The sequence below is a fragment of the Lentzea xinjiangensis genome (genome assembly GCF_900110955.1).
Taxonomy (GTDB): Bacteria; Actinomycetota; Actinomycetes; order Mycobacteriales; family Pseudonocardiaceae; genus Lentzea; species Lentzea xinjiangensis.
On the sequence record NZ_FOFR01000025.1, the window covers coordinates 36329 to 54262 of the forward strand.

General features: G+C 71.4%; 15 protein-coding genes. 12 read left to right on the forward strand and 3 right to left on the reverse strand.

The window, feature by feature from the left end:
• Window positions 1-111 precede the first annotated feature (111 nt).
• On the forward strand, window positions 112-1647 hold the full coding sequence (locus BMW88_RS35225) for a beta-N-acetylhexosaminidase (protein WP_245778274.1): 1536 nt from the start codon (window positions 112-114) through the stop codon (window positions 1645-1647).
• On the opposite strand, the gene BMW88_RS35230 is transcribed toward BMW88_RS35225, so the two are convergent.
• Window positions 1613-2950 carry an aldehyde dehydrogenase family protein gene (locus BMW88_RS35230; RefSeq protein ID WP_089959597.1) on the reverse strand — a complete coding sequence of 446 codons (1338 nt, stop codon included), beginning with the start codon at window positions 2948-2950 and terminating at the stop codon, window positions 1613-1615. The two genes, BMW88_RS35225 and BMW88_RS35230, sit on opposite strands and share 35 nt — an antisense overlap.
• A 198-nt stretch (window positions 2951-3148) precedes the next feature.
• Here BMW88_RS35230 and BMW88_RS35235 point away from each other — a divergent pair, with 198 nt between their 5' ends.
• From BMW88_RS35235 to BMW88_RS35270, 8 genes are read left to right on the forward strand one after another with little or no spacing between them, the layout of a single operon-like run.
• Window positions 3149-4504, forward strand: coding sequence for a GAF domain-containing protein (locus tag BMW88_RS35235; RefSeq protein ID WP_245778275.1), 1356 nt, complete (start codon window positions 3149-3151; stop codon window positions 4502-4504).
• Between the two features lie 57 nt (window positions 4505-4561).
• Complete coding sequence (locus tag BMW88_RS35240; RefSeq protein ID WP_089959602.1) at window positions 4562-5836, forward strand: FAD-dependent oxidoreductase; 1275 nt, start codon at window positions 4562-4564, stop codon at window positions 5834-5836.
• Window positions 5814-6371 (forward strand): ribonuclease FAU-1 family protein, encoded by a 558-nt coding sequence (locus BMW88_RS35245; protein ID WP_089959606.1) that lies wholly within the window; start codon window positions 5814-5816, stop codon window positions 6369-6371. Before BMW88_RS35240 ends, BMW88_RS35245 begins: the two co-directional genes overlap by 23 nt.
• Window positions 6368-6955, forward strand: a complete 588-nt coding sequence (locus tag BMW88_RS35250; protein ID WP_089959808.1) for a nucleoside/nucleotide kinase family protein — start codon at window positions 6368-6370, stop codon at window positions 6953-6955. The genes BMW88_RS35245 and BMW88_RS35250 overlap by 4 nt, the downstream gene beginning before the upstream one ends.
• A 45-nt stretch (window positions 6956-7000) precedes the next feature.
• Entirely contained in the window at window positions 7001-7546 is a 546-nt protein-coding gene (locus tag BMW88_RS35255) for an RNA polymerase sigma factor (RefSeq protein ID WP_177221572.1), read from the forward strand.
• On the forward strand, window positions 7543-8244 hold the full coding sequence (locus BMW88_RS35260; protein WP_089959610.1) for a hypothetical protein: 702 nt from the start codon (window positions 7543-7545) through the stop codon (window positions 8242-8244). The genes BMW88_RS35255 and BMW88_RS35260 overlap by 4 nt, the downstream gene beginning before the upstream one ends.
• A gap of 10 nt (window positions 8245-8254) precedes the next feature.
• Window positions 8255-8539 (forward strand): DUF6412 domain-containing protein, encoded by a 285-nt coding sequence (locus BMW88_RS35265; RefSeq protein WP_245778276.1) that lies wholly within the window; start codon window positions 8255-8257, stop codon window positions 8537-8539.
• A gap of 42 nt (window positions 8540-8581) precedes the next feature.
• Window positions 8582-9199: a YidC/Oxa1 family membrane protein insertase gene (locus BMW88_RS35270; RefSeq protein ID WP_089959613.1), complete on the forward strand. Its 618-nt coding sequence runs from the start codon at window positions 8582-8584 to the stop codon at window positions 9197-9199.
• Here BMW88_RS35270 and BMW88_RS35275 read toward each other — a convergent pair.
• Window positions 9181-10701 (reverse strand): PucR family transcriptional regulator, encoded by a 1521-nt coding sequence (locus BMW88_RS35275; protein WP_089959617.1) that lies wholly within the window; start codon window positions 10699-10701, stop codon window positions 9181-9183. The two genes, BMW88_RS35270 and BMW88_RS35275, sit on opposite strands and share 19 nt — an antisense overlap.
• Before the next feature lie 187 nt (window positions 10702-10888).
• Between BMW88_RS35275 and pruA the strand changes: the two genes are divergently transcribed.
• Together pruA and BMW88_RS35285 are read left to right on the forward strand one after the other, a co-directional pair.
• Complete coding sequence (pruA, locus tag BMW88_RS35280) at window positions 10889-12514, forward strand: L-glutamate gamma-semialdehyde dehydrogenase (protein ID WP_089959618.1); 1626 nt, start codon at window positions 10889-10891, stop codon at window positions 12512-12514.
• A 78-nt stretch (window positions 12515-12592) separates the two neighbouring features.
• The gene (locus BMW88_RS35285) at window positions 12593-13516 is read left to right on the forward strand and encodes a proline dehydrogenase family protein (protein WP_089959622.1); all 924 of its coding nucleotides are present in this window, start codon (window positions 12593-12595) and stop codon (window positions 13514-13516) included.
• On the opposite strand, the gene BMW88_RS35290 is transcribed toward BMW88_RS35285, so the two are convergent.
• Window positions 13503-15929: a tetratricopeptide repeat protein gene (locus BMW88_RS35290; RefSeq protein WP_089959626.1), complete on the reverse strand. Its 2427-nt coding sequence runs from the start codon at window positions 15927-15929 to the stop codon at window positions 13503-13505. The two genes, BMW88_RS35285 and BMW88_RS35290, sit on opposite strands and share 14 nt — an antisense overlap.
• A 176-nt stretch (window positions 15930-16105) precedes the next feature.
• Here BMW88_RS35290 and BMW88_RS35295 point away from each other — a divergent pair, with 176 nt between their 5' ends.
• Window positions 16106-17749 carry a bifunctional 3'-5' exonuclease/DNA polymerase gene (locus tag BMW88_RS35295; RefSeq protein WP_089959630.1) on the forward strand — a complete coding sequence of 548 codons (1644 nt, stop codon included), beginning with the start codon at window positions 16106-16108 and terminating at the stop codon, window positions 17747-17749.
• Window positions 17750-17934 lie beyond the last annotated feature (185 nt).

Here is a 17934-nt window from a genome sequence, read left to right on the forward strand (position 1 = left end):
ACGCCACACCCCCGGACACGCACGCAACAGCAAGCCGTCCAACGCAACCCAGCGCCAACGAACCAAATTGGTCTATACCTAAAAGCTCCAAGGACCGCACAGGAGCACCAGGTGACCACACCTCAAGACCCAGCCACCCGCCTGCACGAACTAGTCCCCCACCCAGCACAACTACACCCAAAACCCGGCACGACCTTCACCCTCACCCCAGAAACCGAAATCCACATCACCACCGAATCAGCCCGCATCCCCGCTGAACTGCTGGCAGAGGTCCTCCGCCCCTCAACCGGCTACCGCCTCCCGATCACCACAGAGCCACCGCCGGGCCCGGCAGCCATAACCCTCCACCCGGACCCAGCCCGGAAAACCGGCCAGGAGGGCTACCACCTGGACATCACCGACTCCGAGGTGACGATCCGAGCAGCCACCACAGCAGGCCACTTCAACGCGGTGGCCACCCTGCGCCAGCTCCTCCCGCCGGAAGCGGAAGCCAGGACGGAGCAGGAGGTCTCCTGGACCATCCCGGGCGCCGGCATCCTCGACCACCCGCGCTACCGCCACCGCGGCGCGATGCTCGACGTCGCCCGGCACTTCTTCACCACGGACCAGGTCAAGCGCTACCTCGACCAGATCGCCGCGTTCAAGATCAACTACTTCCACCTCCACCTGACCGACGACCAGGGCTGGCGCCTGGAGATCAAGAGCTGGCCGGACCTCACGAGGATCGGCGGCAGCACCGAGGTCGGTGGCCGCACGGGCGACCTCTTCTACACCCAGGACGAGTACACCGACCTGGTCACCTACGCGCAGACCCGCGGCATCACCCTCATCCCCGAGCTCGACATGCCGGGCCACACCAACGCCGCCCGGGCGAGCTACGCCGAGCTGAACCGCGACGGCCAGAAACGCCCGCTCTACACCGGCACGGAGGTCGGCTTCTCCTCCCTGTGCATCGACGAGGACGTCACCTACGAGTTCGTCGAGGACGTGATCCGGGAGGTCGCCGCGCTCACGCCGGGCCCGTACCTCCACATCGGCGGCGACGAGGCGCTGTCGACGTCCGACGCGGACTACGAGACGTTCATGAGCCGGGTGCTGCCGATCGTGGCGAAGCACGGCAAGAGGGTCATCGGCTGGCACGAGTTCATCAAGACCACCGAGGACTCCGCGGCGATCCCGCAGTTCTGGAACACCACGACGTCCGACGCGACCGTGGCGGCGGCGGCCCGGCGGGGCAGCGAGGTGCTGATGTCCCCGGCCAACCGCGTCTACCTCGACATGAAGTACGACGAGAACACCGAGCTCGGCCTCGACTGGGCCGGGCACGTCGAGGTGCGGGACGCCTACGACTGGAACCCCGGCACCCACCTGGCGGGCGTGACCGAGGCGGACGTCCGGGGCGTCGAGGCTCCGCTGTGGACGGAGACCGTCCGCACCTCCGCCGAGGTCGAGCACCTGGCGTTCCCGCGCCTCGCCGTGGCGGCGGAGCTCGGCTGGGCGCCGGAGTCCGCCCACGACTGGGACCGGTTCAAGCGGGCGCTGGGCGCGCAGGGCCCGCGCTGGGAGGTCCGGGGCGTCCGCTTCCACCGGAGCCCGCAGGTGCCCTGGCAGGTCAGAAGTGACCCCGCCCGCGGTGGGAGTAGCTGACCAGCAGGTGCTTCACGCGACGGTACTCGGCGAGCACGGCGGTGTTCGCCGAGTACGCGTGGTAGTTGTTGACCCACACCCGCTCGGCGCGCAGCTCGTGGCCCAGGGTGTGCGCGAGCGCGATGTCGCGGCACCAGATGCCGGCGCCGAGCTGGGCGGTGGCCTCGTTCGCGATCTTCACCGCGTCGTCGCGGTCGTCGAACCTCGTCACCGACACGACCGGGCCGAGCACGTCGCCCGCGAACACCGACGAACGGTGGTCGCCTTCGAAGATCGTGGGCTGGACGTAGTGGCCGGAGGCCTCGCCACCGGTCACCAGCCGCGCGCCCTCGGCCTTGCCGCGCTCGATGTAGGCGAGCACTCGATCGCGTTGCGCGAGGGAGACGACAGCGCCGACCATCGTGTCGGTGTCGAGCGGGTCGCCCAGCCGGAGCTCTTGCGTGCGCACCGTCGCGAGGTGCAGCAACTGCTCGTAGACGGCCGTCTGGATCAGCGCGCGCGACGGGGCCGTGGAGATCTCGCCCTGGTTGGCCGCGAACATCGCGAAGCCCTCCAGCGCCTTGTCCAGGAAGCTGTCGCGCTGGGCGGTGACGTCGGAGAAGAAGATGTTCGGGCATCGACCGGACACGACCGGGTGGTCGGCGGATCCGGTGACCACGTTCACCACACCGGGTGGCAGCAGATCGGCGATCACGTCCATCAGCACGTGGATGGAGGCCGGCGTCTGCAGGGCGGGTTCCAGCACGACGGCGTTGCCGGCGGCGAGCGCGGGAGCGAGCACGCGGCCCGCGTTCACCAGCGGGGACGTCCACGACAGGCGTTCGTGGACCACGCCGAGCGGCTGGAACGAGCGGTAGTCGCAGGTGTCGTCGCCGAGCTGCTCGACCTGGCCCACCTCGGCGCGGATCACCGCCGCGAACTGGCGGAACTGCTCGATCAGCATCGGCACGTCGACGACCAGGGCCTCGCGCACGGGCTTGCCGTTGTCCCAGGTCTCGGCGACCGCGAGCTCGGTGGCGTGCTCCTCCACCCGGTCCGCGACCTCGACCAGGACCGTGGCGCGCTCTTGTGCCGTGGTGGTCCCCCACGCCCGTGCGGCACCGCTGGCCGCGTGCAGGGCACGTGCGCGGTCGGCGTCGGTGCCGCGGGCGACCTCGGTGAACACCTCGCCGGTGACCGGCGTGACGTTCTCGACGTACTCACCGGACACGGGCGCCACGTGGTCGCCGCCGATGAAGTGGTCGTACCTCGGCCGGTACGCGACCGCGCTGCCGGGCTGCCCCGGTGCCGCGTACTGCGTCATTCTCGACTCCCGCTGTTCTACGGCCCGCTGGACGACTGGGCTGGGGAAAATGAGAAAGTAGGCAGCCGAACGTTGCATGCTCGTTGCAAGCCGTGGATGGATTCAGTGGCCCACGACCCCGAACAACACGCGCTGTTGCTGAGTCGCGTCAGAGATGCCGTGTTGAGTGGTACTCGCACGGTGGTTTCGCCACGCTCGGTGATTTCCGCGTCGTGGCGACGGTCACTCGCGGCCAACGTGGATCCGGACCTGCACACCGCGCCGACCGTGTTCGCCGCCGACGAGCTTCCCGAGCTGCGCGAACGCCACCCGTTGCACTCGACGCTGCCGGTGCTGCGCGAGACCCTGCTCGGCTTCGCGGAAGAGGCCAAGCACATCATGATCGTCACGGACGCGCAGGGCCACATCCTGTGGTGCGAGGGCTCCAGGGACACCCGCGCGCACGCCGAGGAGGTCGGCCTGGCCGAGGGCACGCTCTGGTCGGAGGACGCGGCCGGGACGAACGGCATGGGCACCGCGCTGGCGGTGAACTCGGCCGTCACGGTGCACTCCGCGGAGCACCTGGTGCGGACCTACCACCACTGGACGTGCGCGGCGAGCCCGATCCGCGACCCGGACAGCGGCACGACCATCGGCGTGGTCGACCTCAGCGGTCCGATCGAGACCGTCCACCCCTCGATGATGGCCCTGGTGTCCGCCTCGGCCCGGCTCGCCGAGGCGGAGATGCTCGCCAGGATGCACGCCCGGGACGAGGAGCTCCGCGCGCGCAACATGCGGCACCTCATCGCGTTGCGCGGCGAGCCCGGCGCGCTGCTCAGCGCGACCGGCCGGGTGGTCGCGGTCGAGCCGTACGGTCTGCTGCCGTCGCGGGTGGACGTCTCCTGCGACCGCGTGCGGCTGCCGGACGGCCGCGAGGCGGTGCTGGAACCGCTCGCCCAGGGCTACCTGCTGCGCGTGCCGCGGCAACGCCACGTCCGGCGGAGCGTGCTGTCGCTGTCGTTCCTGCTGCCGGAGCCCAAGGTCGTGCTGGACGGGCGCGAGGTGCCGATCTCGTTGCGGCACGCCGAACTGCTGTGCGCGCTGACGTTGCACGGCAGGCTGTCCGCCGACCAGCTCGCGCTGCGGCTCTACGGGGAACGGGGCAACCCCACGACCGTGCGCGCCGAGCTGCACCGGCTGCGCGCCCAGCTCGGCACCGACGTGCTGGCGACCAGGCCCTACCGGCTCACCGCGGACGTCGAGGCGGACTTCCTCGCGGCGCGCGCCGCGATCGAGGACGGCGACGTGCCGCTGGCCGCCTCCCGGTACCGCGGCTCCCTGCTGCGCCGCTCCGAGGCTCCCTTCGTCCTGGCCGAACGGGAGGACCTCGCGACCGGCGTGCGCAAGGCCGTCCTGTCGCGTGGGGACGCCAACGCGCTGTGGACGTTCACCCAGACCGACTCCGGGGAGCACGACACCGAGGCGCTGGAGCAGCTCGTCCGGCTGCTGCCGGTGGACGACGTCCGGCGGGCCATCGCCCTGGCGCGGCTGCGGAGGCTCAGCCAGGAAGATTGACAAGACTCTCAGCAACTGAATATCTTCCTTGCTAAGAGACTTAGCAGGGAGAATGTCATGCGCGTACTCATCATCGGAGCGGGGACCGGTGGCCTGTGCCTGGCGCACGGGCTGAAGAAGGCCGGCGTGGACGTGGCGTTGTTCGAGCGCGACCGCACGCCGCGCAGCATGCTGATCGGCTACCGGGTCGGCATCAGCCCCGATGGCAGCAAAGCGCTGCACAGCTGCTTACCCGCGGACGTGTTCGCCGAGTTCGTCCGCACCACGGCGCGGCCACCGGTGCGGATCAACATGCGGACCGAGAAGTACCGCGAACTGCTGGTCGGCGACCTGCCGGAGGGTCTCGACGACAGCCGCAGCGAGAAGTCGGTCAGCCGGATCGCGATGCGCACGGCGTTGCTGCGCGGCCTCGACGACGTCGTCCGGTTCGACAAGTCGTTCACGCACTTCGCCCGCAACGACGATGGCACGGTCACCGCGTTCTTCGCCGACGGCACGTCCGAGACCGGCGACGTGCTGGTGGGCGCGGACGGCGCGCGGTCCAAGGTGCGCGAGCAGTACCTGCCGCACGCCAAGGTGGTCGACACCGGCATCACGTCGATCGCGGGCAAGCTGCCGCTGACCGAGGAGAACCTGAGGCTGCTGCCCCCGCTGGCCGACGGCGCCGTCACGCTGCTGTACGGCCCGCACGGCGAGTTCGTGATCATCCACGTGATGCGCTTCGACGGCACGGGGGTCGAGGACGACTACATCATGTGGGGATTCGCGGCCTCGCACGACAAGTTCCCGGACATGTCGGGCATGAGCCAGGCGGAACTCAAGCAGGTCGTGCTGAACCTGACCCCGAAGTTCCATCCGGACCTGCGCAGGCTCGTCGCGCTGGCCACGCCGGAGACCGTGTTCCGGATCAAGGTCCGCACGTCCGAGCGGCTGCGGCCGTGGCAGCCGAGCACCGTCACGCTGATCGGCGACTCGGTGCACCTCATGACGCCCGGCAGGGGCATCGGCGCGAACACGGCGTTGCGGGACGCGGAGCTGTTGTGCCGCAAGCTCGTCGAGGCGGACCGGGGCAAGGACGTGGTGCGGGCGATCACCGAGTACGAGCAGGAGATGATCGAGTACGGGTTCCGGGCCGTGGAGGCGTCGCGCGAGATGATGGACGGCACGGGCCTGGTGCACAAGCCCGTGATCGGCCGGATCGTCACGGCGTTCTCGCGGACGTTCCTGCGCGTGACCAACGCCGTGCCGCCGCTCAAGCGGAAGGTGCTGGCCGCGGACGCGGCGGAGCGTGATCACGTAAGTTCGGCGCATGAGGTTGTTCACGCCGGGTGAGGTCGTGGTGCGGCGTGAGGTGCTGCACGGCAAGGTCTGGTCGGAGATGCCGACCAGGGTGGTCGTCGACGAGCCGGGCCTGCTCGCCGTGTTCGTCGAACCGGGCACCCGGCTCACCTACCCCGACCACCACCACCCGCACCCGTGGGACAAGCCGGCGCGCGGGTTCTGGCGCGGGCACGGCAAGCTCATGCTGCACCGGCCGCGGGACGCCTACTCCGTCGACCTGTTCTGGAAGGGCGACGACCGGCAGTTCGGCAACTACTACCTGAACCTGCAGGCGCCCTACCGCCGCGTCGAGGACGGGTTCGAGACGCTCGACCACGCCCTGGACTACACGCTGGCGCCGGACGGCACGTGGGAGCAGCGCGACCTCGACGAGTTCGAGGAGCAGGTCGCGTCGGGCAAGTACTCGGCGCGGGAGGCCGAGGCGATCAGGGCGGAGGCCGTCGAGATCGAGAAGATGCTGGCCTCCGGCGAGATCTGGTGGGACACGGCCTGGGCGGACTGGCAACCCCCGGCGGTGTGGCGGTGAAGGTCCGCCCGCTGACGTTCGACACGCTCGTCGCCGAGATCGTCTCGCGCGTCGGCGCGATGCACGGCCGGGTGCGCGTGCTGGTCGACGGCGCTCCCGCCGCCGAACCCGGCAGGCTCGCGGACGCCGTGGTGGAACCGTTGCGCGCCCTGGGCCGCGCGGTGCGCCGCGTGTCCATTGAGGACTTCCTGCGGCCGGCGTCGGTGCGGCTGGAGCACGGCCGCACCGATTCCCACTCCTACCGGCACGACTGGTTCGACTTCGGCGGCTTGCAGCGCGAGGTCCTCGACCCCGCGGTGGACGGCAGGGTGCTGCCCTCGTTGTGGAACGCGGTCACCGACCGGGCCAGCCGCGCCGAGTACGTGGACGTGCCGGAGAACGGCGTCGTGGTCGTCGACGGCACGCTCATGCTGGACCGGTGGCTGCCGGCCGAGCTGACCGTGCACCTCTGGCTCTCCCCCGGCGCTCTGCGGCGCAAGACCACCGAGGAGTGGACGCTGCCCGCGTTCGACGACTACGAACCGGTCGCCGACCTCTTCGTCCGCTACGACCACCCGGAACGGCCAGGTCTGGTCGAGTCGTGAACCTCCGCTGCCCCCGCGGACATGAACGGGCAGAGAGGAGGGTCCGTGACCGACGAAGAGCTCTGGGGGCAGGTCCGGGCCGGCGGGAGCGAGGCGTTCGGGCGGCTGTTCGAACGCCACGCCCAAGCCGTGTTCGCCTACTGCCTGCGCCGCACCGGCACGTGGGCGGTGGCCGAGGACCTGGTGTCCGTGGTGTTCATGGAGACGTGGCGCAAACGCGCGTCAGTGACGGTTGAGGGGTCGTTGCTGCCGTGGCTGTACACCGTCGCGCTCGGCGTCACCCGCAACCACCACCGCGCCCGCACGCGCTACAAGACCGCACTGGGCAAGGTCCCGCCGCACCACGCCGACGACGACCACGCCGACGACGTGGCCCGGCGGGTGGACGCGGAGACCAGGACCAGGGCGGTCATCGCGGAGCTGGCGAAGCTGCCCGCCGGAGATCGGGAGGTGCTGGAGATGTCCGCGTGGTCGGACCTGACCCAGGCGCAGATCGCCGCGGTGCTCGGCATCCCGGTCGGCACGGTGAAGTCCCGGCTCGCTCGTGCGCAACGCACCGTGCGTGGCGCCCTGGTGGAGGAGGCACTGTGACCGTCAAGCCCGGCATCCCGCCGCTCGACCCGATGCGGGTGCAGGTCCGCAAGCACGCGCTGCTGAAAGAGATCAGCACGAAACCGTCCCGCCGGTGGTGGCGCTTCGCCGTGCCCGCGACCGCGCTGGCCGCGGCCGCCGTCGTCGGCGCGGTGCTGTGGACACCCACGCAGTCCGCCTACGCGTCGTGGACCGCCGAACCGCGGGCGCCCGGCCCGGACACCGAAACCAGGGTCGAGAGATGCCGCGAGCAGGTCGAGGAGATGGGAACCCGGTCCGAGATGCCCTTCGCCCCCGCGGAGGCGAAGGTCGTGGACCAGCGCGGCGACCTGACGCTCGTGCTGTTCGCCGGCCCGCAGAGCCGGCTGCTCTGCCTGGCCACACCGAACGGCCAACGCGTGACCGGCAGCGTCGACAGGAGTGGGGTGGAGCCGCTCGGCTCGGCACCGTTCCGCTTCACCGGCGTGGACGGCCAAAGGTCGAGCGACGGCACGGAGGCCAATCGCATGATGAGCGGCATGGTCGGTCCGCAGGTCGGGAAGATCCGCGTCGACACGGCGGACGGCAGGCGGGTGACAGCCACCATCGCCAACGGGTGGGTGGTCGCGTGGTGGCCGGGCTGGGCGGACGCGACGCTCATCACGCTGTACGACCACGCGGGCGACATTCTGAGCACTGAACGACCCGAGTTCGAGTAACGTCGTCGGCATGTGGCGGCCGGAGACCGAGCAGCGGGCGATGCTGGTGCTCGCGGTCTTCCTGCCCGCCCTCTACGCCTTCACGCTGGTGTCGTCCCCGGCCGAGGTCGTCGCGGCTGTGACCGCGCTCGCCGTGGCGTTGATCGTGGTCGTCGCGCTGGTGCCGCTCTCGGTGGCACCGGCGCGGTCGCTCGCGATCCGCGAACGAGCCCAGCGGACAGCACAACTGCGGCTGCGCAATCCCGACGCCGCAGGCAGGCCCCGTCCCCGAGCACCGGGATGCCGGACGTTCTGACACGTCCCGCACATCCCTCGACTCAAGACGGAGAAACCTCCCTTGTTCGCTGACCTGGGCGCTGCCCTGGCGAGCTTCGGCATGCCCGCGCTCGCCATCGTCGGATTCACCATCGTCGTGCGGCTCGCGCTGCACCCCTTCTACCGCGCGGCCGTGCGCGGTGAGAAGGCCAAGGCCAAGCTCGCCCCCGAGATCCAGAAGCTGCAGCAGAAGTACGGCAAGGACCTGGTGCGGTTCTCCGAGGAGTCGCAGAAGGTCTACCGGACCAACGGCGTGTCGATGTTCGCCGGCATGCTGCCGATGCTCGCGACCGTCCCGTTCTTCATGGTCATGTACCAGGTCGTCACAACGCCGAACCCGTTGCTGGACGGCACGTTGTTCGGCGTCTCGCTCGGCACGCACTTCACGAACGGCTTCGCGTGGGTGTTCTTCGTGCTGTTCGGGTTGCTGGCCTTGGTCGCCTACCTGACCGTGCGCTGGCAGCAGTCGCGGATGACGGCGACACCCGCGCCGGGGTTCATGACCGGGCTGATCAAGGTGCTGCCGTACGGGACGATCCTGGTGGCGGCCTACCTGCCGCTGGCGGCCGGGCTGTACCTGCTCACCACGACGACGTGGACGATCGCGGAACGGGCGCTGCTCTACCGCATCCTGAGCTGAAGCTGGGCGATCAGCCGGACGAGCGGGTCGTCGAGGTCGAGACCGCCGCTCTCCCTGGCCCGCTTGAGCCGGTACCGCAACGTGTTCGGGTGGACGTGCAGCCGTTCCGCGGCGGCCCGCACGTCGCCCAGCGCGTCGAGGTGGGCCAGCACCGACTTCGCGAGCTCCGGGTCGAGGGCGTCGATCCGGGGGTCGCGGATGCGCGGGTGCTCCCGCAGCAGCGCGAGGATCTCGCTCACCAGGACCTGTGGGCGGACGTCGGCGAGCGTCGCCACCTCGGCGTCGAGGTCGCGGGCCATCGCGTCCAGCACGCGTTCAGCCTCCTGCCGGGAGATCTGCGCGTCGTCCAGAGTGGACACGGTGGAGCCGACCGCGGCCTGGACCGAGGTGTGCAGGTGCCGCCGCGCCGTGGTGACGATCTCCCTCGTCAGGCTCAGCAGCTGGGCGTTCGGGGCGAGGTCCGGGAGCAGGACGTAGGTGCGGCCGCCGGACTCGCTCACGAGCGCGCTGCGCCGGTACGCCGCCGCGTGCACGGAGATGAGGCCGGTCATCTCGGCGCGGCGCAGCTCGTGCTCGCTGCGGTCGCCCTCCCCGCCCCTGAGCGCGAACACCACGACGGCGGCGGGTTTCCGCGGGTCGGCGCCGATCTGGCCGGCGACGGTGGCGGCGTCCATGCGGCCGGTGAGCAGTGCCGCGAGGAGGTTCTCGCGGAACCTCGACGTGGGTTGGTTGCGCTGCTGGATCAGGTGCGGGGCGGTGACGCGGGCGGCGCCGAGCAGAGCGCGTTCCGCCTGCTCGCTCAACGGCTGGTCGCCCTCCTGCACCCAGATCGTGCCGAGCGGCTGCGCGCCCGCGTGGATGCCGACGGCGATGCGGCGGCGGATGCCGAGCTCGGGGCGTTCGTCGATCCGCACGACCTCCTCCGAGGAGCGCAGGAGGTTGTAGACGCCCCACTCGCGCAGCATCTTCAGGTACGGCTCCGGGCCCTGGCGGCCGAGGATGGAGAGCCGGCGCAGCTCGTCGACCTCGTCGGACGAGCGGGAGTAGGCGAGGACGCGGCTCGCGGTGTCCTCGATGCTCACGATGCCGCCGGTCAGCGTGGCAATCGTTTGCGCGAGGGTGAACAGGTCGCCGAGGACCTCGCCGTCGTCCGTCGTGGTCGTGAGGACGCTCTTGGCGAGCGACTCCAGGTGACCCCAGCGGACCTCGGGCCGCACCTCGAGCAACGCCACGCCCGCGTCCGTTGCGGCCTGCTCGAGCGCCGGCGAGCTCTCCTTGACCGCGACGGCCGCGGCCTTCACCCGCCCGGCGGCCCTGATCAGCGGCAGCGCCGCCCTGCCGCGGGCGCCGATGACCAGGGCGAGGTCGCCCTGGGCGACGTCCGGCGGGTCGTCCGGATCCATGATCACGACGTCGCGCACCTCGACCTCCAGGCCGTGGGGCGCGACCTGAAGTTCCACCAGCGGATCGCCCAACGCGACCAACACGTGCCGCAGACTCATCGCACCCCCACTCTTGGGAACGCGGGGGCCCCGCGTTTCCTCCAGGGGCACGAAAGGGCCCCGCGTGCACTTCGGTGTTGGACGATCGTACATCTGACCTGGTGAATGTTGGCCGGTTGCACAACTGGTGCGCGGTCGCGCGGACCTACGGTGTGTGCACCGACGCTGATTCGAAGAGGAGTTGCGAGTGGACGCGGTCACCCAGGTTCCCGCCCCGGTCAACGAGCCGGTCCTGCAGTACGCCCCCGGCACCCCGGAGCGCGCCGAGCTGCAGGCCAAGCTGGCCGAGCTGCAGAAGGAGCCGCTCGAGCTGACGATGACCATCGGCGGCGAGCAGCGCATGGGTGGCGGCGAGCGGTTCGACGTCGTCCAGCCGCACAACCACCGCTCGGTCCTCGGCACGCTGGCCGGCGCGACCCAGCAGGACACGACCGACGCGCTGCGGGCCGCCCGCGAGGCCGCCCCGGCGTGGCGCGCGATGTCGTTCGACGACCGCGCGGCGATCCTGCTCCGCGCCGCCGAGCTGCTCGCGGGCCCGTGGCGGCAGACCCTCAACGCCGCCACGATGCTCGGCCAGTCGAAGACCGCGATCCAGGCCGAGATCGACTCCGCGTGCGAGCTGATCGACTTCTGGCGCTTCAACGTGCACTTCGCCCGCACCCTGCTGGCCGAGCAGCCGATCTCGTCCCCCGGCGTGTGGAACCGCACGGACCACCGCCCGCTCGAGGGCTTCGTCTACGCGATCACGCCGTTCAACTTCACCGCCATCGCCGGCAACCTCCCGACCGCGCCCGCGCTGATGGGCAACGTGGTGCTGTGGAAGCCGTCGCCGACCCAGTCGTTCGCCGCGCACCTCACCATGCGGCTGCTGGAAGAGGCGGGCATGCCGCCCGGCGTCATCAACCTGCTGCCCGGTGACGGCCTCGCCGTGTCCGAGGTGGCGCTGAGCTCCCCCGACCTCGCCGGCATCCACTTCACCGGCTCCACCGCGACGTTCCAGAAGCTGTGGGCGCAGGTCGGCGCGAACATCGCGAACTACCGCTCGTACCCGCGCATCGTCGGCGAGACCGGCGGCAAGGACTTCATCCTCGCCCACCCGTCGGCCGACCCCGACGTGCTGCGCGTCGCCATGATCCGCGGTGCTTTCGAGTACCAGGGCCAGAAGTGCTCCGCCGCGTCGCGCGCCTACGTGCCGCGGTCGGTGTGGCACAAGATCAAGGACCAGTTCCTGGCCGAGGTCGAGGCGCTGACCTACGGCGACGTCACCGACTTCTCGAACTTCGGCGGCGCGGTGATCGACCGCCGCTCGTTCGACAAGCTGTCGGGGGTGCTGCAGGCCGCGCGCGCCGACTCGTCGCTGGAGATCGCCGCCGGTGGCACCGCGGACGACTCGGACGGCTTCTTCGTCCGGCCGACCGTGCTGCTCGGCACCGACCCGACGAACTCCGTGTTCACCACCGAGTTCTTCGGCCCGGTGCTCGCCGTCCACGTCTTCGAGGACGCGGACTACCCCACCGTGCTCAAGCAGATGGAGAGCGCGGCGCCCTACGGCCTGACCGGCTCGATCATCGCCCGTGACCGCACCGCCGTGGCGCACGCGCAGGAGGAGCTGCGGTTCGCCGCCGGCAACTTCTACGTCAACGACAAGCCGACCGGTGCCGTCGTGGGCCAGCAGCCGTTCGGCGGCGGCCGCGCGTCCGGCACGAACGACAAGGCGGGGTCGGTCCACAACCTGCTCCGCTGGGTCAGCCCGCGCTCCATCAAGGAGACGTTCGCGGCGCCCACCTCCCACCTCCACCCGCACCAGGGCTAGATCCGGCCCACCCGTGACTGGTTCCCGCCGCCACCCGCGGCGGGAACCGGTCACGACCACACCCCGAGGACGTGAACCATGTTGCGCTCCAGCCTCCTCCTGGCGTCCCGCAGCGCGGGCGCCCGCAAGCTCGTCGAGTCGACGCCGCTGACCCGGCCCGTCGTCGAGCGGTTCGTCGCCGGCGCCGACGTCTCCTCCGCGATCCGCGCGACCGCCGAGGTGCTCGGCGACGGACGCCTCGTGACGCTCGACCACCTCGGTGAGGACACCGTCGAGCAGTCGCAGGCCGATGCCACCGTCGAGGCGTACCTGACGCTGCTGGCGCAACTGGAGTCGCACGGGCTGACGCGGGGCGCCGAGGTGTCGGTCAAGCTGTCCGCGGTCGGCCAGTCGCTGCCGGTGGACGGCGAGAAGATCGCGCTGGAGAACGCCCGGCGGATCTGCGCGGCGGCCGCCGTGGTCGGCACGACCGTGACGCTGGACATGGAGGACCACACCACCACGGACTCCACGCTGAGCATCCTGCGCGAGCTGCGGGTGGACTTCCCGTGGGTGGGCGCGGTCCTGCAGGCCTACCTCCGCCGCACCGAGCAGGACTGCCGCGATCTGGCGCACTCCGGTTCGCGCGTGCGGCTGTGCAAGGGCGCCTACCAGGAGCCCGCTTCCGTTGCGTACCAGGACAAGCACGACGTCGACCTGTCGTACGTGCGCTGCCTGAAGATCCTCATGGAGGGTCAGGGCTACCCGATGGTCGCCTCGCACGACCCGCGCCTGATCGCGATCGCCGCCGACCTTGCGTCCGCGCGCTCGAAGGACACCTACGAGTTCCAGATGCTGTACGGCATCCGGCCCGAGGAGCAGAAGCGCATCGCGGCCCAGGGCAACCGCATGCGCGTCTACGTCCCGTACGGCGACGAGTGGTACGGCTACTTCATGCGTCGTCTGGCGGAGCGTCCGGCCAACGTGGCGTTCTTCGCGCGGTCGCTGCTCACGACCAGCTGAGCGCTCGTTCCGCTTCCTCGACCGCCTCCAGGGCGAACTCCAGCTTGGCGTCGTCGCCCACCTCGCGTGCGATCCGCACCGCGCGGTGGGCGAGCTGGAGCGCCTTGGCGGGCTCGTGCCCCGACTCCGCGCACAGCCGGCCGTAGATCGTCAGCGCGTCGGCGTAGCCGGGCTGCCGGTCCAGGTCCAGCCCCGTCAGGTGCCACAGCACCACCGCGGCGTGCGCGGTGTTCCTCGCCTCGTCCTTGCGCTCGGCGCCACGCAGCCGGCACGCGTGCTGCTGGAGGGCCGCGGGGTACGCCGCCGGCGGCGTCTTCGCCATCAGCGCGCGCCACACGTCGACCGCGAGCTCGGACATCCGCAGCGCCCGGACGTGGTGGTCCGATTCGGACAGTGCACGGGCCGTGGACTGCAGGACCGGCGCCAGTTTCGCGCCGGAGAAGTCGACGAGCTGGGTCGGCAGGCGGTGGCAGAGGTCGAGGCACTCGTCGGCGGTGGCGAGCGCCCGGTCGTCGCGGGCGTGCAGGAGCTGCTGCTCGACCAGGGCCGCGAGCGCCATCGCGAGGTCCGCCTGGTTCCAGACGAGGTCCTCGGCGACCAGTTCCCGGTACACCTCGACGGCTTCCTGGGCCGCGTCGAGGTCGTCGGCGATCTCGGCCAGGGTGAGCAGCGCGGTGCCCAGCCCCTTGCGGTTCCCCGTCTCGCGCCACACCAGCACGGCCTCCCGCGCGGTCAGCTCGGCGTCCAGGCCCCCTGCCAGCTCGCGCAGCGCCCGGCTGTGCCGCGTCAGCGCGTCGGCGAGCTCGGCGCGGAACGTCTCGGGGTTCACGACGGCGAGCCGGCGCAGGAGGTCGATCGCTTCCCTGACCGTCTCGCTCGCGGCCTCCGCCCTGCCCAGGTCGAGGAGCAGGGTGGCGGCCGCGACGAGGTTGCGGGCGAACTCCGGTTCGAAGCGCGGGTCCTCGAGCGCGAGCACCCGCCAGTTCGCGACGGAGAGCTGCATCGAGTCGGCGGCGTGCTGCTTCTGCCCCTCGGCGAGGAACCGGCGGGCCAGCGCGGCGGCGACGCGGGCGAAGTCGGCGCGGAACAGCGCGGGGTGGTCCTTCGCGAGCTCCTGGTAGAGCAGGGTGGCGCGGCTGATGGCGGTCATCGCCGCCTCGTGGCGGCCCAGTGACTGGTAGCGGTAGCTGATCTGCTCCAGGGCGGAGGCGAGCTGCGGGGTGGTCTCCGGGTCGTCGAGCGCGATCTCGTGCCAGAGGGCGATCGCCTCCTCCGAGACGGTCAGCGCCTCCTCGCGCCGGTGCGCGTTGATCAGCCTCAGGCCCAGGTCCCCCAGCGCGTCCGCGAGCAGCGGGCGGTTCTCCGGGTCCTGCCGGACGAGCTCGCGGTAGCACCCGACCTCCTGCCGGGAGGCCTCGACGGACTCCTCGCGCAGACCGCACACCATCGTGCGGGCGCTGAGCACGCCGTACATCTCGGCGCGGTCGAGGGTGCTCTCGGCGCGTTCGACCAGCCGCCGGGTGAGCATCGACGGGATGGCGTCGACGGCGAAGCGCTCGTCGCGCAGGACGTGCCGGGCGATGTGGTCGAGAGTGGCGAACGACCCGATCTCCGCGGCGGTGCGGAGGCTGTCGCGGGCCATACCGGGCACGACCTCCGGGTCGGCGGCGATGAGCTCGTCGAGCCGCGGGCGCAGGTGCGGCCACCTCACCGCGGCACGGGCGAGCAGGTCGGGGTCCGGCGTGTCCGGGGTGGCCACCGCGAGGTGGTCCTCGGCGAGACGGCCCTGCTCCGGCCCGTCGCCGTCCTGGAGGAGCCGGCGGACGAGCTGCGTGCGGTTCACGTCGCACGGGTGGCCGCGCACCGCGGTCAGCGCGGCGAGGTGCAGGTCCAGGACGGTCTCCTGCGCGATGTTCGGCGGTGGCTCGTCCGGCGCGGCGACGGCGAGCCGCTCGGCGAAGTGCCGGCAGGCCAGGGCGAACGACTCGGCGCGGTCGGCGAGCGTCGGGGCCAGCGCGAGGTCGGTGACCTCGTGGTCGAAGTCCGCGACGCGCTGGCGGGTGGAGGACCACCACCAGCCCGTCGTCCTCGCCGCGAGCAGCACCCGCGTGCGCGCCGGTCCGTCGCGCAGCGTGTCCTGCAGCAGCCCGAAGACGGTCTCCCAGTCGAGGCGGTCGGCGTCGTCGACCAGCACCAGCCTGCCGTGGGCCTCGTCGTCCCAGTGCTCCTGCCGGAAGTGCCGGAGCAACCTGGTCTTGCCCGCGCCCGCCGGGGCGTGCACCAGCAGGGACGCCTGCGGCGCGGGACCGTCGCGCCAATGCGTGAGCAGTCGCAGTTCGGATTCCCTGCCGTGAAAGGGGACCACCTGGTGGGTGGGATCCAGCAGCACGGCGACGCTGGGTGCTCGGTCCACGGCTTCATACTCGGCCGACCGTCAGCCCAGCGACAGGAAGACCACACCATCGTGGGCTTTTCCGTTTTTCCTTCACTCCTTTGCTGTGCAGCTTGGAGATCCTCCCACCGCCCTGCGTCGGCCCGGGCTTTCAGCCTGGACTGAAAGTGTCAGACCCGACCGGCACAATCAGGGGCGTGCTGGTCGCCCTCGTCCCGGAAGCGGACGGCGCGGGCCGGTGGCAGGAGCTGCACGACGACGGGACACCGGCGGGTCCCGCGATGACGGCCTCGCCCCTGGCTCCCGCCGTCGCGGCGCTGGAGCGCGCCCACCGGCCGCGGTGGGTGTGGGCGGACACCGCGGAGGTCTACCCGGCGCTGCTGGCCTCCGGCGTGCGGGTCGACCGGTGCTGGGACGTGCACCTGACCGAGGCGTTGCTGCTCGGCGCCGAGGGCAGGCACCGGGAGCCGCGCGAGCTGCCGGCGGCGCTGGCCCGCGAGCTGGGGCTGCCCGCGCCGGCCGACGCCGGGCCGCGCAAGAAGGACGACGAGCTGACGCTCTTCGACCCGGAGCCGGTGGTGCTGCCGGGCGGCACGGACGAGCTGGCCGCCCTGTCCCTGGTCTACCGCGCCCAGCAGCGGAACCCGGCGCTGGGCCTGTTGATCGCGGCGGAGTCGGCGTCGGCGCTGGCGGCCGCGGAGATGACGCACCACGGCCTGCCGTGGCGGGAGGACGTGCACCTGCGGATCCTCGAGGAGGTGCTCGGGCCTCGTCCCGCGCCCGGCGCGCGGCCGAAGTTGTTGCAGGACTTGGCGGACCAGGTCCAGGAGGCGCTCGGCGGCCGCGAGCTCAACCCGGACGCGCCGGCCGGCATCGTGCGGGCGTTCGCCCGCGCGGGCATCGACGTGCCGTCCGCGCGGCGGTGGGTGCTGAAGAAGGTCGACCACCCCGCCGTGGCACCGTTGCTGGACTACAAGGAACGCGCACGGCTGTGGGTGGCGCACGGCTGGTCGTGGCTCGACACGTGGGTTTCCGACGGACGGTTCCGCCCCGACTACGTCGTCGGTGGTGTGGTGTCCGGTCGGTGGGCGTCGCGCGGCGGTGCGGCGCTGCAGATCCCCCGGCTGCTGCGCAGAGCCGTGGTGGCGGACGAGGGCTGGTGCCTCGTCGCGGCCGACGCCTCACAGCTCGAACCGCGCATCCTGGCCGCGCTGTCGGAGGACGCACGGCTGATGGAGGTCTGTGGCGACGACGACCTGTACGCGGCGCTGGCGGAGGACTCGTTCAAGGGCGAGCGCCCGCGCGCCAAGATCGCGATGCTGTCGGCGATGTACGGCGGCACGGCGGGCGAGGCCGGCCCGCTGCTCGCCGTGCTGCGCAAGAGGTTCCCCGTCGCCGTCGGCTACGTGGAGGCGGCGGCGCAGGCAGGCGAACAGGGCCGGATGGTGCGCACCCGGCTCGGCCGCACCTCACCCGCCCCCTCCCAGGCGTGGCAGGAACTGACCGGCGGCGCGGACGACGCGGGCGAGGTGTCGAGCTCGTCGCGGCGGGCGGCGCGCAACTGGGGCCGCTTCACCCGCAACTTCGTGGTGCAGGGCAGTGCGGCGGACTGGACGGCGGCGCTGCTGGGCGTGCTGCGCACCCGGTTGCCGGTGAACGCGCACCTGGTGTTCTTCCAGCACGACGAAGTGCTCGTGCACTGCCCCCGCGCGGACGCCGACGCCGTGATCGAGGCCATCGCCTCCGCCGGGCGCGAGGCGACCCGGTTGCTGTTCGGCGAGACGCCGGTGCGGTTCCCGATGAACGCGGTGCCCGTGGAGTGCTACGCGGACGCGAAGTAGGTCCACCCGGACGACTGGTCCTACCGCGGGCGGCGAGGTGTTCCGCCCGAAGCCGAACTGTGTCCAAACGAGACCGTTCAGGTCCTCGCACACGCTCCGGCGTTCGTCCGAACGGGCGCTTGTTCTTGCACCGTGAGAGCGCTCTCATAAATGGACTGCACCCGTGACAAGGAGGTCACTCGCGC